Genomic DNA, 14205 nt, shown 5'->3' with positions numbered 1-14205 from the left:
AACCATAAGCCGCCGTTACCTAAATAACGGATAAACACCCCGCCCTCCCTCACCCCCCCTTCAACTCTTCAATCATAATTTCCCGCATCCGAAACTTCTGGATCTTCCCCGTCACCGTCATCGGAAACTCATCCACAAATTTGAAATGCTTGGGCATCTTGAAGTGCGCAATCCGCCCCTTGCACCACGTCTGCAGCTCAAGCTCATTGGCCACATGCCCCGGATGAAACTTGATCCACGCCACAATCGCCTCACCGTAACGCTCATCCGGAATCCCGATCACCTGCACATCCGCCACCGCCGGATGAGTAAAGAAAAACTCCTCCAACTCCCGCGGGTACACGTTCTCACCTCCGCGAATGATCATGTCCTTGTTACGCCCGGCGATGCACACGTACCCATGTTCATCCATGGTCGCCAGGTCGCCGGTGTGCATCCAGCCCGCCTCGTCGATAGCCTCACGAGTGCTGTCAGGATTATTCCAGTAACCGAGCATCACGCTGTAGCCACGGGTACACAGCTCCCCTACCTGGCCCCGAGCAACCGTGTTACCGGCGTCATCGATAATCTTGCTTTCCAGCTGTGGCTGGGTCCGGCCAACCGTCGTAACACGCCGCTCAAGGTCATCATCCGGCCCGGTCTGCAACGACACCGGGCTGGTTTCCGTCATGCCATAGGCAATCTGCACCTCACTCATGTGCATCTCGCCGATAACCCGGCGCATCACCTCGATCGGACAAGTGGCGCCCGCCATGATCCCGGTGCGCAGGCGCGACAGGTCGAACTCGGCGCGGCGCGGGTGATCAAGCATGGCGATAAACATGGTAGGCACCCCGTATAGCCCGGTGGCCTGTTCTCCGGCGACGGCAGCCAGGGTCAGCAATGGGTCGAAACCGTCACTCGGGTAGATCATCGTGGTGCCATGGGTGATGCAGCCCAGGTTACCCATCACCATGCCAAAGCAGTGATACAGCGGCACCGGGATCACCAGGCGATCTTGCGCCGTCAGGCCCAGGCTTTCGCCAACCATGTAGCCGTTATTGAGGATGTTGTGGTGACTGAGGGTGGCGCCCTTGGGGAAGCCGGTGGTGCCGGAGGTGTACTGGATATTGACGGGTTGATCGAAGTGCAGGCCGGCCTGGCGGATCTGCAATTGCTCGGGCGGGACGCCTGCCCCGAGGGCCGCCAATTGCGACCAGGGCGTAAACCCCGGGGGCGGGCCGGGATCAAGGCTGATGATGCCGCGCAGGTCAGGTTGAAGCTCCTGCAACATGCCGTGGTAATCGGAGGTCTTGAACGACCCGGCGCACACCAACCACTGGCAACCGGATTGCTTGAGTACGTACTCCAATTCACTGCTGCGATACGCCGGGTTGATATTGACCAGAATCACGCCGATTTTGGCGCTGGCGACCTGGCTGATGCACCACTCGGCGCAGTTGGGGGCCCAGATGCCCAAGCGGTCGCCGGCCTGCATCCCCAAGGCCAGGAACGCACGTGCATGCAAGTCAACCGTCTCTGCCAGTTGCCGCCAGGTGTAGCGACGCTGTTGATGGCCCACGACCAAGGCTTCGCCGTCGGAGTAGCGCGAAACCGTTTGATCAAAGGCCTGGCCGATAGTCATGGCCAGCAAGGCCTTGTCCTGACAGCCGCGGCTGTAGCTCTGATTCGATTGATCCATAACGACCCCTGTTGTCTTTTTTGTAGGTTGACGTAAACGTAAACTACGATTGACAGGCCCGCAACGCAAGTTTACGTTAACGTAAAGGTGATCGCCCTCCCCGGCGTATTGGCCATACAAAAACAACGCTAGAAGGTGCCCGTCCATGAGTTACCCCTCCCTGAACTTCGCCCTCGGTGAAACCATCGACATGCTGCGCGACCAGGTGCAGTCCTTCGTGGCCAAGGAACTGGCGCCGCGCGCTGCTCAAATCGATATCGACAACCTGTTCCCCGCCGATATGTGGCGCAAGTTCGGCGATATGGGCCTGCTGGGCATCACCGTGCCGGAAGAATACGGCGGCGCCGGCCTGGGCTACCTGGCCCACGTGGTGGCCATGGAAGAAATCAGCCGGGGTTCGGCTTCGGTGGCGTTGTCCTACGGCGCGCACTCCAACCTCTGCGTCAACCAGATCAACCGCAACGGCACCCATGAGCAAAAACTCAAATACCTGCCCAAGCTGATCAGCGGCGAACACATCGGCGCACTCGCCATGAGCGAGCCGAACGCCGGCTCCGATGTGGTCTCCATGAAGCTGCGCGCCGATAAACGCGGCAGTGTGTATGTGCTCAACGGTAGCAAGACCTGGATCACCAACGGCCCTGATGCCAATACCTACGTGATCTACGCCAAGACCGACCTGGAAAAGGGTGCCCACGGCATCACCGCGTTTATCGTCGAGCGCGACTCGAAGGGCTTCAGCCGCAGCAACAAGTTCGACAAGCTCGGCATGCGCGGCTCCAACACCTGCGAGTTGTTTTTCGATGACGTCGAAGTGCCGGAAGAAAACATCCTCGGCGCACTCAATGGCGGCGTGAAAGTGCTGATGAGCGGCCTCGATTACGAACGCGTTGTGCTGTCCGGCGGCCCGACCGGGATCATGCAGGCCTGCATGGACCTGATCGTGCCCTACATCCATGACCGCAAGCAGTTCGGCCAGAGCATCGGCGAGTTCCAGCTGATCCAGGGCAAGGTCGCCGACATGTACACCCAGCTCAACGCCAGCCGCGCCTACCTGTACGCCGTGGCCCAGGCCTGCGAGCGCGGCGAAACCACGCGCAAGGACGCCGCCGGCGTGATCCTCTACAGCGCCGAACGCGCTACCCAGATGGCCCTCGACGCGATCCAGATTCTCGGCGGCAATGGCTATATCAATGAATTCCCGGCGGGCCGTCTATTGCGTGACGCCAAGCTGTATGAAATCGGTGCCGGCACCAGTGAAATCCGGCGCATGTTGATCGGTCGCGAACTGTTTAACGAAACCCGCTGAACGGAGCGCGCACCATGGCTACCCTGCACACCCAGCTCAACCCGCGCTCGGCGGAATTCGCCGCCAACAGCGCGGCGATGCTCCAACAGGTCGACGCCCTGCATACCCTGCTCGCCCAGGTGCAGCAAGGCGGCGGCGCCAAGGCCCAGGAGCGGCATACGTCGCGGGGCAAGCTGTTGCCCCGCGAGCGGATCAATCGCTTGCTCGACGCTGGCTCGCCGTTCCTTGAACTCAGCCAGCTGGCGGCTTATCAGGTGTACGGCGAAGACGTGCCTGCTGCCGGGGTGATTGCCGGGATTGGCCGGGTGGAAGGCGTCGAATGCATGATCGTCGCCAACGACGCCACGGTGAAAGGCGGCTCGTACTACCCGCTGACCGTCAAGAAACACCTGCGCGCCCAGACCATCGCCGAGCAGAACCGCCTGCCGTGCATCTACCTGGTGGACTCCGGCGGCGCCAACCTGCCGCGTCAGGATGAAGTGTTCCCGGACCGCGAGCACTTCGGACGGATCTTCTTCAACCAGGCGAACATGAGCGCCCAGGGCATCCCGCAGATCGCAGTGGTGATGGGCTCCTGCACTGCCGGTGGCGCCTATGTACCGGCGATGGCGGACGAAGCAATCATGGTCCGCCAGCAAGCCACCATTTTCCTCGCCGGCCCGCCGCTGGTGAAGGCGGCGACCGGTGAAGTGGTCAGCGCCGAAGACCTGGGCGGTGCCGATGTGCACTGCAAGATTTCCGGGGTGGCCGACCACTATGCCGACAGCGACGAACATGCGCTGGCCCTGGCTCGGCGCAGTGTGGCCAACCTCAACTGGCGCAAGCTGGGGCAATTGCAACAACGCACGCCGATGGCGCCGCTTTATAGCAGCGAAGAGCTGTACGGCGTGATTCCGGCCGACGCCAAGCAACCGTTCGATGTACGCGAGGTGATCGCGCGATTGGTGGACGGCTCGGTGTTCGATGAATTCAAGGCGTTGTTTGGCACCACACTGGTGTGCGGCTTTGCGCACCTGCACGGCTATCCGATTGCGATCCTGGCCAACAACGGCATCCTCTTCGCCGAGGCCGCGCAAAAAGGCGCGCACTTTATCGAACTGGCCTGCCAGCGCGGGATTCCGCTGTTGTTCCTGCAAAACATCACCGGCTTCATGGTCGGCCAGAAATACGAGGCCGGCGGCATCGCCAAGCACGGCGCCAAACTGGTGACAGCGGTAGCCTGTGCCAAGGTGCCGAAGTTCACCGTGATCATCGGCGGCAGCTTCGGCGCCGGTAACTACGGCATGTGTGGACGCGCCTACGACCCGCGCTTCTTGTGGATGTGGCCCAACGCACGCATCGGCGTGATGGGCGCCGAACAGGCCGCCGGCGTGCTGGTGCAGGTCAAGCGTGAGCAGGCCGAGCGCGCGGGCCAGGGTTTCAGCAGCGATGAGGAAGCGGCGATCAAGCAGCCGATCCTCGACCAGTACGAAACCCAGGGCCACCCCTACTACTCCAGCGCACGGCTGTGGGATGACGGCGTCATCGACCCGCTGCAGACCCGCGACGTGCTCGCCCTGGCCCTGTCCGCCGCGCTGAACGCCCCCATCGAGCCGAGCCGCTTCGGCGTGTTCCGCATGTAAATGGAGCTGCACCCCATGAGCGATTTCAACACCCTCGAACTGATCACCGACCCCCGTGGCTTTGCCACGCTGTGGCTCAGTCGTGAAGCCAAGAACAACGCGTTCAATGCCGAAATGATCCGCGAACTGATCATTGCCCTGGACCGGGTGCAAGGCGATCCGGCCCTGCGCTTTCTGGTACTGCGCGGGCGCGGCAAACACTTCAGCGCCGGCGCCGACCTGGCCTGGATGCAGCAGTCAGCCGAACTGGATTACCACACCAACCTGGACGATGCCCGAGAACTGGCGGAGCTGATGTATAACCTCGCCAAGCTGAAGATCCCGACGCTGGCGGTAGTCCAGGGCGCGGCCTACGGCGGTGCCCTGGGATTGATCAGTTGCTGCGACATGGCGATTGGTGCCGACGATGCGCAGTTCTGCCTGTCGGAAGTGCGCATTGGCCTGGCGCCGGCGGTGATCAGCCCGTTCGTGGTGCAGGCGATCGGTGAGCGGGCTGCCCGACGCTATGCCCTCACGGCAGATCGCTTCGGCGGCCAGCGGGCGCGGGAAATCGGGTTGTTGGCGGAGAGTTATCCCGCTGATGAGTTGGACGTTCAAGTCCAATTGTGGATTACCAATCTGCTGCTCAACAGCCCGGCGGCCATGCGCGCCAGCAAGGACCTGCTACGGGAAGTCGGCCACGGTGCCCTGACGCCAGCGTTGCGTCGCTACTGCGAGAACTCCATCGCCCGGATCCGCGTCAGCACCGAAGGCCAGGAAGGCCTGCGTGCCTTTCTGCAAAAACGCGCGCCCAACTGGCAGCCTCAGGAGCCGCGTTCATGAAGACGCTTACTACCGTATTGGTAGCCAACCGTGGCGAAATCGCCTGCCGGGTGATGCGCACCGCCAAGGCCATGGGCCTGACCACCGTGGCCGTGCACAGCGCCACCGACCGTGACGCGCGGCACACCCGCGAGGCTGATATTCGTGTGGACCTGGGCGGCAGCAAGGCCGCCGACAGTTACCTGCAAATCGACAAACTGATCGCCGCGGCCCAGGCCAGCGGCGCCCAGGCGATTCACCCGGGTTACGGGTTTCTTTCGGAGAACGCAGGGTTTGCCCGCGCCATTGAAGCCGCCGGGTTGATCTTCCTCGGCCCGCCCGCCTCGGCCATTGATGCCATGGGCAGCAAATCGGCCGCCAAGGCGTTGATGGAAACCGCCGGCGTGCCGCTGGTGCCGGGTTACCACGGCGACGCCCAGGATCTGGAGACCTTCCGCCAGGCAGCCGAGCGTATCGGTTACCCGGTGCTGCTCAAGGCAACGGCAGGCGGTGGCGGCAAGGGCATGAAAGTGGTCGAGGACGTCAGCCAACTGGCCGAAGCGTTGGCCTCGGCACAGCGTGAAGCACTGTCCTCCTTTGGCAATGCGCAGATGCTGGTGGAAAAGTATTTGCTCAAGCCGCGTCACGTGGAGATCCAGGTGTTCGCCGACCAGCACGGTCACTGCCTGTACCTCAATGAGCGCGATTGCTCGATCCAGCGCCGCCATCAAAAAGTCGTCGAAGAAGCCCCGGCACCGGGCCTGAGTGCCGAACAGCGCAAGGCCATGGGCGAAGCGGCCGTGCGTGCGGCCCAGGCCATCGGCTACGTGGGCGCGGGCACCGTGGAGTTTCTGCTGGACGCCCGGGGCGAGTTTTTCTTCATGGAGATGAACACCCGGCTGCAGGTGGAACACCCGGTGACGGAGGCCATCACCGGCCTGGACCTGGTGGCCTGGCAGATTCGCGTGGCCCAGGGCGAGCCGCTGCCGATGACTCAGGAGCAAGTGCCACTGCTGGGGCATGCGATTGAAGTGCGCCTGTACGCCGAGGACCCGGCCAACGATTTTCTGCCGGCCACCGGGCACCTGGCGCTGTACCGCGAATCCACGCCAGGGCCCGGGCGCCGGGTAGACAGCGGCGTCGAACAAGGCGACAACGTGTCACCGTTCTACGACCCGATGCTGGGCAAGCTGATTGCCTGGGGCGAAGACCGCGAACAGGCGCGCCTGCGGCTGCTGGGCATGCTCGATGAATTTGCCGTGGGTGGACTGAAGACCAACCTGGGCTTCTTGCGGCGCATTATCGGCCATCCGGCGTTTGCCGCTGCCGAGCTCGATACCGGGTTTATCCCGCGTTATCAGGATGAGCTGCTGCCGGCGCCTGGCGAATTGAGTGAGGCATTCTGGCAGGCCGCCGGCCAGGCGTTCATGCAGACCCAACCGAGCACTGACACCCGTTCGCCCTGGGCCGACACCCGAGGTTTTCGCGCAGGCTTGCCGGGCGAGGTTTCCCTGCACCTGAGCTGCAACGGCCAGGATCGCCTGGTAATGCTGCAAGCCGGCATCAACCCGCCCCAGTTGCACGGCGAACAATTGCTGATCGACCAGCACGGCGTGCGCCGCTCCCATCTGGCGGTACGCGAGGGCGGCAGTGTGTTTTTGCGCTGGGACGGCGAGGTGCACAGTGTCAGCCTGTTCGACCCGATTGCCGCCGTCGACGCCAGCCAGTCCCATCAGGGCGGCCTGACCGCACCGATGAACGGCAGCATCGTGCGAGTGCTGGTGGAAGTCGGGCAAACGGTTGAAGCCGGTACGCAGTTGGTGGTGCTGGAGGCCATGAAGATGGAACACAGCATTCGCGCGCCCCATGCCGGCGTGGTCAAGGCGCTGTACTGCCAGGAAGGCGAAATGGTCGGTGAAGGCAGCGCACTGGTGGAGCTGGAAGCCGCGAGTTAAAACCTCGTGACCGCCTGCGCCACCACGCCGATGATCCGGCACTCTTCACTGAACAGCATCTTCGGGTATGTAGGGTTGAGCGGCACCAGGTAAAGCTGGCCGCTCTGCCTGACCCATTTGCGCAAGATCGCCTGGGAATCAAATGCCCATTGGGCCACCACCAGTTTGCCGGGCTCGGGCTGGATGGCCGGGTCCACCAGAATCATCGTGCCTTCATTGATACTCAAGCCGCTGGGGGCGGTCATGGCGTCGCCAGTCACGCGCATCCAGAACGCCTTGCCACGGGCCTGATAGTCGCTCATCTGAAAACGAGTAACGCCGTACGGCCGAGGTTCTTCCTGCAATGGGTAGCCTCCCTTCCCTTCGCTCACCGGGTAACGGTAATTCGGGTTGTAGTGCGGCGCCGGCTGCAGTTCCTCGGCAACCGCCGCGAGCGCTTTTTCGCGAACCACCAGCGCGACCTCGAGCCCATCCAGGCCCAGCTCCTGCATCACCCGGTTCATATCGGCAAGGCTCGGCACCCGACGCTTGTTCAGCCAGTGGCCGACCCCGCCCTGAGACATGCCCAGGCGCGACGCCAGTTGGTCCTGCGTGACCTTGCGGTCTTTCATGTTGGCCTTGACCAACGCTATCCATTTATCCATGGGCCCTGACAATACGTTGTGTACTCACCACGACAATAAACAGTTTGTAGTAATCAATAAAACGCCATAAATACGATTAGTACTAATATCGATTGCAGGCTTTCGACACCCACACAGAGCACTGCCCTTATGACGACCACCCCGTATACCCTGCCCGACACCTGCGATGAAGACGAGCGGCTGTTCCTGCGCAGCAGTGGCGCCGCCCAACGCGCGCTGGACTATTACCTGAAAGAGGATGCCGCACCGCCCTCCGTTGACGATACGTTGTTCGAGGTCAAGCCCGGCATCAGCGACGAGGAGGCCCTGGTCCACGCCTCCGACCTGCTGCGCAGCGCCGCGGCCACTGCGTACGAATCGGCAAACAGCGCCCACGGCAATAGCCGGGACCTGGCGTTTTCAGTGGTCTATTTGATCGATATGGCGAAGGTGATGGTGGAGCGGTCACTGCGGCTTTCGGCGAGGGGCGCCGAACAGCCGGCCAGCCTGTAACAGGCACGCGGGAAAAATATTTCTATCCGAGGGATAAAAACATTTGACTTGCAAATGATAATGATTATTATTGGACCTAGCTGATCGCGAGATCAGTCGATAGACCAAGAGACCTTAGGTCGGACTCTTGGAATATCTCCTCATCAGGCTAATCACGGTTTTTGACCCGGCTCTTTGGCCGGGTCTTTTTTTTGCCAGTTTTTCCCTGGCGTGACTTCAGGCTAATGAAGACTGTGTGTTGCTTGATGGCGCGCATGGTAGCAAAAGACCATCGCCAAAAGAAAGTCGATCGAGCGCTCTAGGCCGGTTCTTTCAAAAATAGCACTTGAGAATCAATCTCATAGATTCTAAGCTGCGGCGGCGTCATGGACGACGCCCCCCTCTTCACCCGCAAAAATTGCATCCAGGCTTTGCCCCGCTCCGGTGTAAAATGCCCGCCACAACACTCATATTCAGGCAACCAGACTATGACCGTGGCCTTGACCTCCATCAAGATCAGCACCGACTTCGACAGTGGCAATATCCAGGTGCTCGACGCCAGTGATGCTCACCAGTTGCTGCTGGCGATAAAGCCCGATACGCGCAGCCAGCACTTCCAGTGGTTCCACTTCAAGGCCGAAGGCATGCACGTGGGTCACACCCACACCTTCCGCCTGAGCAATGCCGGCCACTCGTCTTACAAGCACGCCTGGAGCGGCTACAACGCCGTGGCGTCCTACGACCATATCAACTGGTTCCGGGTGCCCACCCGCTTTGATGGCGAAACGCTGCACATCACCCTCGAAACCCGTGAAAAACAGGCCTGGTTCGCTTACTTCGAACCCTACAGCCGCGAACGCCACGACTGGCTGATCGACCAGGCGCTGAACCGCGCCGGCACGCAATTGCTGGCCACCGGCAAAAGTGTCGAAGGCCGTGATATCCAACTGCTGCGCCGTGGCAAGGGCGAGGCCAACAAGCGCAAGGTCTGGATCGTCGCCCAGCAGCATCCCGGCGAGCACATGGCCGAATGGTTTATGGAAGGCATCATCGAGCGCCTGCAGCAGGACGGTGACGCCGAGCTGAAAAAGCTCCTGGCCGCCGCCGACCTGTACCTGGTACCGAACATGAACCCCGATGGTGCGTTCCATGGGCATCTGCGCACCAACGCCATGGGCCAGGACCTCAACCGCGCCTGGCAGAGTGCGAGCCAGGAGATCAGCCCCGAAGTACTGTTCGTCCAGCAACAAATGGAAAAGTACGGCGTTGACCTGTTCCTGGATATCCACGGCGACGAGGAAATCCCCTATGTGTTCACCGCCGGTTGTGAAGGCAACCCGGGCTACACGCCACGTATCGAGCAGTTGGAAAAACACTTCCGCAGCCACCTGAGCAACCTCACCCGGGATTTTCAGACCGCGCATGGCTACACCCGCGATTTGCCGGGCGAAGCCAATATGACCCTGGCGTGCAACAGCGTCGGCGAGAAATTCGATTGCCTGTCGCTGACCCTGGAAATGCCCTTCAAGGACAACGACGACGCGCCCAACCCGCACACCGGCTGGTCGGGCAAACGCTCGATGCAGTTGGGCAAGGACGTGTTGAGCAGCGTGGCGGATATCGTCGGCGTATTGCGCTAAACATCCACGATCCCGGCGACGGCTGCCTCACAGCAACCGCCGCCGGGGAAGGCTTCAGTCCTTGCTGCCGGTCATGCTTTGCAACACACCGTCACGCCGGATCAAACCGTGGAACAGCGCCGCCGCCAGGTGCAACAACACCGTCAGAAACAGCAAATACGCCAGGTAACCGTGAGCCTTGCGCAACACGGCAAACAACGGCGCATTCGCCCCCACCAGCGCCGGCAACTGCACCGAACTGCTGAGCATCACCGGGTCGCCGGCCGCTGAAATCATCGCCCAGCCCAGCAGCGGCAACACCAGCATCAACGCATACAGCACCACGTGGGAGGCCTTGGCCGCCAGCACTTGCCACAGCGGCAAGTCGGCAGGCAGCGGCGGCTGGCGCGTGGAAAAACGCACCACCAGGCGCACGATCACCAGCGCCAGGATCGCAATGCCCAGCGGCTTGTGCAGGTGGATCAGCCACTCATGGCGTTCGGAAACCGAGGCCACCATGCCCGCGCCGATAAACAGCATGGCGATGATCATCAACGCCATCAGCCAATGCAGCAGCCGCGCCAGCGGGGCGAAAAACCGGGGTTGGGCATTCATGGCTTCGACTCCTGAGGGGCGCTGTGCAGCTGGCTGACTTCGCTGGTGCGACGCAGGTAGGAACTGGCGTACGCCGCCGAACGGGCGGCCAGCAATGGGTCATTCGAGGCTTCGATACCGCTCGGCAGCACCAGTGGATCAAAGTTGATGTCACGGCAATCACCGTCCATTTGCGGCTGGCTGCTGTCCAGCACCAGGGTCCCGGCATTCAGCACCTTGTGCTCACCGGTCCAGGTCTTGCTGGCGTCATCTACCGGGTCGCCCGGGTTGGCCAGGGTGAGGTTCAACTGCCAGCGCAACGGCCCGGCCACCAGGCGCTGGGCCAGGTCTTTTTCGAGGAAGTCGCTGCCGGCGGGCGCCGTGGCCCCCGCAGCATCCTGGCTTTGCGGTACGACGCCCCAGCGCACGGCCTGGCGTTGGCCGCTGGCGTTTACCAGGTAAAACGCGTTGATGCCGTTATAGGTTTCAGTGGCATAGCTGGCAGACGGCTTGGCGGTCTTGACCCAGGCCAGGAACGGCGCGGTCTCGGGGTGCGCCGCGAAGAACGCCGGCATGCCTGCCGGGTTCGGCTTGCCGGTGGCCGGGTCAGGTGCGCCGGCCTTGAGCATCTCGAAGAAGGCCTCGGGCGTGCCCACCGGGAACACCGGCATGCTGTTCATCCCGGTGCGCCATTGCTGGCCGTTGGCCAAGTTGAACTGCAAGGCAAAACTGCGGATCGGCACGCTGCTGTCCGGCGCATACGGGTTGCCGCTGGGCAGCGCAAAACGCCCGATAACCGGGGTGCGCGCCTCGCTGAATACCTGGGCACTGGAATACTGGCGCGCTTCGGGGCTGCTCTCGAAATAACCGGCCACGCACACGCCCTTGGCATGGTTACGCCGGTAGCCAGGGTGCAAGCCGTTGTTGGTTTCCAGGGCATTGACCAGGGTTTTGGGGCGCAACCGTTGTGGGTCGAGGCTTCCGTTAACGTAGGCAAACGCCCCGGCCACGACGGCAACCACCACGCCGATGCTGGCCAACCGAATTATCAGGCTTGCGGTGCTCAACGGCGGACGGGGCGGTGATGAGTGATCTACCATGAAATAACTCCAGGGCCCAAGGCCTTGAGTGGGTGAAACATAAGGTCGGAACACTTGGGACGAACGCCAGCGCACTCTATTCCCTGGCCTGCTGTTTATTTTTATTGGCCTGGAATAACCTTCAACGCCGGACGTCTTCCTAGTCCCAGCGTAGTGACTAGCCAGAATCCCATGCACGAACTCGACGAACAGTTACGTGAACTCATCCCCAGGTTGCGGCGTTTTGCCGTGTCCCTGACGCGTAACACCAGCAGCGCCGACGACCTGGTGCAGGCGAGCCTTGAGCGCGCGATCATCAGTTGGGCCGACAAACGCCTCGAAGGCGACTTGCGCGCCTGGCTGTTCTCGATCCTCTACCGGCAGTTCCTCGACGCCCATCGGCGCTCCCGGCGGTACACACGCATGCTGGAATTTTTCACCGGCCGCGATGATTCGCAGCCGTCGGTCGAGCGCACCGTCATCGCGCAATCGACCCTGCAAGCCTTCGACAAATTGAACACCGAACAGCGCGCTTTGCTGCTGTGGGTCTCGGTGGAAGGCTTGAGCTACAAAGAAGTCGCCGACATCCTCGAGGTGCCCGTGGGCACCGTGATGTCTCGCCTGTCGCGCGCGCGCCAGGCCCTGCGCCAGCTCAGCGACGGCGAAATCACCAGCCCTGCCCTGCGGATACTCAAATGATCAGCCTGCCTCCCAGCGAACGCGATTTGCATGCCTACGTCGATCACCAACTCCTGGACGCCGACCGCCGCCAGCTCGAAACCTGGCTGGCGGCCCACCCGGACGTCGCCGCCCAGGTGCACGCCTGGCAACAGGACGCGCAGCACCTGCGGGCATCGTTGAGCGGCGCACTGCAACAACCCGCCAACCCCGAGCTGGACCCGGCCCTGATTCGCCAGCGGGTCAAGCGCCAGTCACGCCGCCATCTCGCAACCGCCGCCATGCTGTTGATTGCCGTCAGTGTCGGCGGCCTCGGCGGCTGGCAGGCCCGCCAGGCCACGCTGCTCGAGAGCATGGCGCCCATGAGCGACGCGATGCAGGCCTACCGCCTGTTTGCCCAGGACGGCATCCTGCCCGCCGACTACCACGTACAAAGCGGTGGCGACATGCAAGGCTGGCTCGACCGTTATTTCAACCAGGCCTACCGCCTGCCGGACCTGAGCCAGGCCGGGTTCAAGGCGGTCAGCGGGCGCCTGCTCAGTACCGAACAAGGCGCGGCGGCCATGGTGCTGTATGAAGACCCCCAAGGGCGGCGCATCAGTTTCTATATCCGCCCGCCGGGCCCGGAAAACAAGTTCCTGCCCCGGGGCAGCCGCAGTGCCGACGGGCTGCAGGCCGAATACTGGTCGGGCGCGGGCTACAACTATGCGATGGTCAGCCCGCAGGACGCCTCGACCACGCAGATGCTCAAGCAGACGATGCGGTTCTAGAAACCCACATCCAGCACCACGTTATCGACGTAGGTACCGGCCGGCGGCGTGGCCTGGTTGCTATAGATCGCCGCGTTGTAGTTGAACACCTGGCTGCCGGTGCCCAGGCCATTCCCGGGGTTCACCTCAGCCGTGGAGCTGGCGCGCCGGGCGGTGGTCACGCTGCCCCAGCGAGTGGTGGTGGCGCTTTTGAAGATGTCGTAATTGAGGAAATTGCTCCCCGAGATCATCCGCCGCTGCCCGCCCACACTCACCGGGTTCTGGCCATCGCTGATGCCCACGGTGTAGGCACTGCCCTTGGTGCAGGCAATCGTGGCTTGCCCGTTCACACTGGAAAAACCACTGATCACCGGCGCGCTGCCGAAGCTGATGTTGGGCGCGGTGATCTGACAGTCGTTGGCCACGGTCATGCTGACGGTCAACGTCGTGGTGCCACTGTTGATATCCCGCCCCAGACAAATCCCGCCGATACCAATGCCCGAGCAATAGTTCCAGTTCCAGAAAATACTCAGGGTTTCGCTATAGGTGCCGGCCGCCACGTTGCTGCCGATCGTCGTGCTCATGTAAAGCGGCAAGGTTTTCGTGCCCGGCCCGGAAATCAGCCCGGCGGTTTGCGCGATGCCGCCGGGCCCGCCAAAGTCGAACGCGGTGCCCCGGGTCATCGGAAAGCCGGTGGTGTTGTTGGCATAGACCGTGTAGCTGATCACATCACCGGTGGGCCCAACCATGCCGCCCTGGGAGGAACCGGTGATGGTGGCGTAAAAGTGGTCGGTGGAAGCCAGCAACGAAATCAGGGCAGAGGTACAGTTCAAGCCGCCGGAGGTGGTCGAACTGGTCTGGGCGGCAGTGCGCACGGTCATCGAACTCACCGACGTGCCAAAGCTGGCTGGCACGGTCGCCCCCACCGAACACAAGGCCTGCGCCTGCTGCACGCCCCCAAGGCTCGCCAACACCAGCATTCCCGACACCCATCCTTTGACCC

General features: G+C 62.3%; 13 protein-coding genes. 8 read left to right on the top strand and 5 right to left on the bottom strand.

All coding sequences use genetic code 11. The features are described 5' to 3' along the window. Window positions 1–49: 49 nt before the first annotated feature. Window positions 50–1681, bottom strand: a complete 1632-nt coding sequence (locus tag HX818_RS30960; RefSeq protein ID WP_177021358.1) for an AMP-binding protein — start codon at window positions 1679–1681, stop codon at window positions 50–52. Window positions 1682–1826: 145 nt separating this feature from the next. Between HX818_RS30960 and HX818_RS30955 the strand changes: the two genes are divergently transcribed. Genes HX818_RS30955 through HX818_RS30940 form a run of 4 tightly spaced genes read left to right on the top strand, consistent with a single transcriptional unit; the run spans window position 1827 to window position 7368 of the window. Further along, window positions 1827–2990 carry an isovaleryl-CoA dehydrogenase gene (locus HX818_RS30955; RefSeq protein ID WP_003212472.1) on the top strand — a complete coding sequence of 388 codons (1164 nt, stop codon included), beginning with the start codon at window positions 1827–1829 and terminating at the stop codon, window positions 2988–2990. A gap of 14 nt (window positions 2991–3004) precedes the next feature. Next, window positions 3005–4612 carry a carboxyl transferase domain-containing protein gene (locus HX818_RS30950; protein ID WP_177021357.1) on the top strand — a complete coding sequence of 536 codons (1608 nt, stop codon included), beginning with the start codon at window positions 3005–3007 and terminating at the stop codon, window positions 4610–4612. A gap of 15 nt (window positions 4613–4627) precedes the next feature. Beyond that, window positions 4628–5434 carry a gamma-carboxygeranoyl-CoA hydratase gene (locus tag HX818_RS30945; RefSeq protein WP_177021356.1) on the top strand — a complete coding sequence of 269 codons (807 nt, stop codon included), beginning with the start codon at window positions 4628–4630 and terminating at the stop codon, window positions 5432–5434. Then, window positions 5431–7368, top strand: coding sequence for an acetyl/propionyl/methylcrotonyl-CoA carboxylase subunit alpha (locus tag HX818_RS30940; RefSeq protein WP_177021355.1), 1938 nt, complete (start codon window positions 5431–5433; stop codon window positions 7366–7368). The genes HX818_RS30945 and HX818_RS30940 overlap by 4 nt, the downstream gene beginning before the upstream one ends. Here HX818_RS30940 and HX818_RS30935 read toward each other — a convergent pair. Then, complete coding sequence (locus HX818_RS30935) at window positions 7365–8012, bottom strand: LexA family transcriptional regulator (RefSeq protein WP_177021354.1); 648 nt, start codon at window positions 8010–8012, stop codon at window positions 7365–7367. The genes HX818_RS30940 and HX818_RS30935 overlap by 4 nt on opposite strands. 129 nt (window positions 8013–8141) lie before the next feature. On the opposite strand from HX818_RS30935, the gene HX818_RS30930 reads away from it, so the two are divergent. Further along, window positions 8142–8504, top strand: a complete 363-nt coding sequence (locus HX818_RS30930) for a DUF6124 family protein (RefSeq protein WP_102369523.1) — start codon at window positions 8142–8144, stop codon at window positions 8502–8504. A 467-nt stretch (window positions 8505–8971) separates the two neighbouring features. Beyond that, window positions 8972–10123, top strand: a complete 1152-nt coding sequence (locus HX818_RS30925) for a M14-type cytosolic carboxypeptidase (protein WP_087694667.1) — start codon at window positions 8972–8974, stop codon at window positions 10121–10123. Window positions 10124–10177: 54 nt separating this feature from the next. Here HX818_RS30925 and HX818_RS30920 read toward each other — a convergent pair whose 3' ends face one another. Further along, window positions 10178–10717 carry a cytochrome b gene (locus HX818_RS30920; RefSeq protein WP_003212459.1) on the bottom strand — a complete coding sequence of 180 codons (540 nt, stop codon included), beginning with the start codon at window positions 10715–10717 and terminating at the stop codon, window positions 10178–10180. Further along, entirely contained in the window at window positions 10714–11796 is a 1083-nt protein-coding gene (locus tag HX818_RS30915) for a catalase family peroxidase (RefSeq protein ID WP_177021353.1), read from the bottom strand. Before HX818_RS30915 ends, HX818_RS30920 begins: the two co-directional genes overlap by 4 nt. 171 nt (window positions 11797–11967) lie before the next feature. Between HX818_RS30915 and HX818_RS30910 the strand changes: the two genes are divergently transcribed. Both HX818_RS30910 and HX818_RS30905 read left to right on the top strand, forming a co-directional pair. Further along, on the top strand, window positions 11968–12474 hold the full coding sequence (locus tag HX818_RS30910) for an RNA polymerase sigma factor (protein ID WP_003212456.1): 507 nt from the start codon (window positions 11968–11970) through the stop codon (window positions 12472–12474). Further along, complete coding sequence (locus HX818_RS30905; RefSeq protein ID WP_177021352.1) at window positions 12471–13223, top strand: anti-sigma factor; 753 nt, start codon at window positions 12471–12473, stop codon at window positions 13221–13223. Before HX818_RS30910 ends, HX818_RS30905 begins: the two co-directional genes overlap by 4 nt. On the opposite strand, the gene HX818_RS30900 is transcribed toward HX818_RS30905, so the two are convergent. Then, the gene (locus HX818_RS30900; RefSeq protein ID WP_177021359.1) at window positions 13220–14182 is read right to left on the bottom strand and encodes a spore coat U domain-containing protein; all 963 of its coding nucleotides are present in this window, start codon (window positions 14180–14182) and stop codon (window positions 13220–13222) included. The genes HX818_RS30905 and HX818_RS30900 overlap by 4 nt on opposite strands. Between the last annotated feature and the right edge of the window lie 23 nt (window positions 14183–14205).

This window comes from Pseudomonas sp. F9001 (assembly GCF_013385435.1).
GTDB lineage: Bacteria > Pseudomonadota > Gammaproteobacteria > Pseudomonadales > Pseudomonadaceae > Aquipseudomonas.
This window is presented reverse-complemented; position numbering and strand designations above follow the sequence as displayed.

What these genes read in the sequence shown, in the direction of transcription:
- HX818_RS30960 (WP_177021358.1), bottom strand. Translation starts at nt 1,681, where the DNA reads ATGGATCAATCGAATCAGAGCTACAGCCGCGGCTGTCAGGACAAGGCC.
- HX818_RS30955 (WP_003212472.1), top strand. Translation starts at nt 1,827, where the DNA reads ATGAGTTACCCCTCCCTGAACTTCGCCCTCGGTGAAACCATCGACATG.
- HX818_RS30950 (WP_177021357.1), top strand. Translation starts at nt 3,005, where the DNA reads ATGGCTACCCTGCACACCCAGCTCAACCCGCGCTCGGCGGAATTCGCC.
- HX818_RS30945 (WP_177021356.1), top strand. Translation starts at nt 4,628, where the DNA reads ATGAGCGATTTCAACACCCTCGAACTGATCACCGACCCCCGTGGCTTT.
- HX818_RS30940 (WP_177021355.1), top strand. Translation starts at nt 5,431, where the DNA reads ATGAAGACGCTTACTACCGTATTGGTAGCCAACCGTGGCGAAATCGCC.
- HX818_RS30935 (WP_177021354.1), bottom strand. Translation starts at nt 8,012, where the DNA reads ATGGATAAATGGATAGCGTTGGTCAAGGCCAACATGAAAGACCGCAAG.
- HX818_RS30930 (WP_102369523.1), top strand. Translation starts at nt 8,142, where the DNA reads ATGACGACCACCCCGTATACCCTGCCCGACACCTGCGATGAAGACGAG.
- HX818_RS30925 (WP_087694667.1), top strand. Translation starts at nt 8,972, where the DNA reads ATGACCGTGGCCTTGACCTCCATCAAGATCAGCACCGACTTCGACAGT.
- HX818_RS30920 (WP_003212459.1), bottom strand. Translation starts at nt 10,717, where the DNA reads ATGAATGCCCAACCCCGGTTTTTCGCCCCGCTGGCGCGGCTGCTGCAT.
- HX818_RS30915 (WP_177021353.1), bottom strand. Translation starts at nt 11,796, where the DNA reads ATGGTAGATCACTCATCACCGCCCCGTCCGCCGTTGAGCACCGCAAGC.
- HX818_RS30910 (WP_003212456.1), top strand. Translation starts at nt 11,968, where the DNA reads ATGCACGAACTCGACGAACAGTTACGTGAACTCATCCCCAGGTTGCGG.
- HX818_RS30905 (WP_177021352.1), top strand. Translation starts at nt 12,471, where the DNA reads ATGATCAGCCTGCCTCCCAGCGAACGCGATTTGCATGCCTACGTCGAT.
- HX818_RS30900 (WP_177021359.1), bottom strand. Translation starts at nt 14,182, where the DNA reads ATGCTGGTGTTGGCGAGCCTTGGGGGCGTGCAGCAGGCGCAGGCCTTG.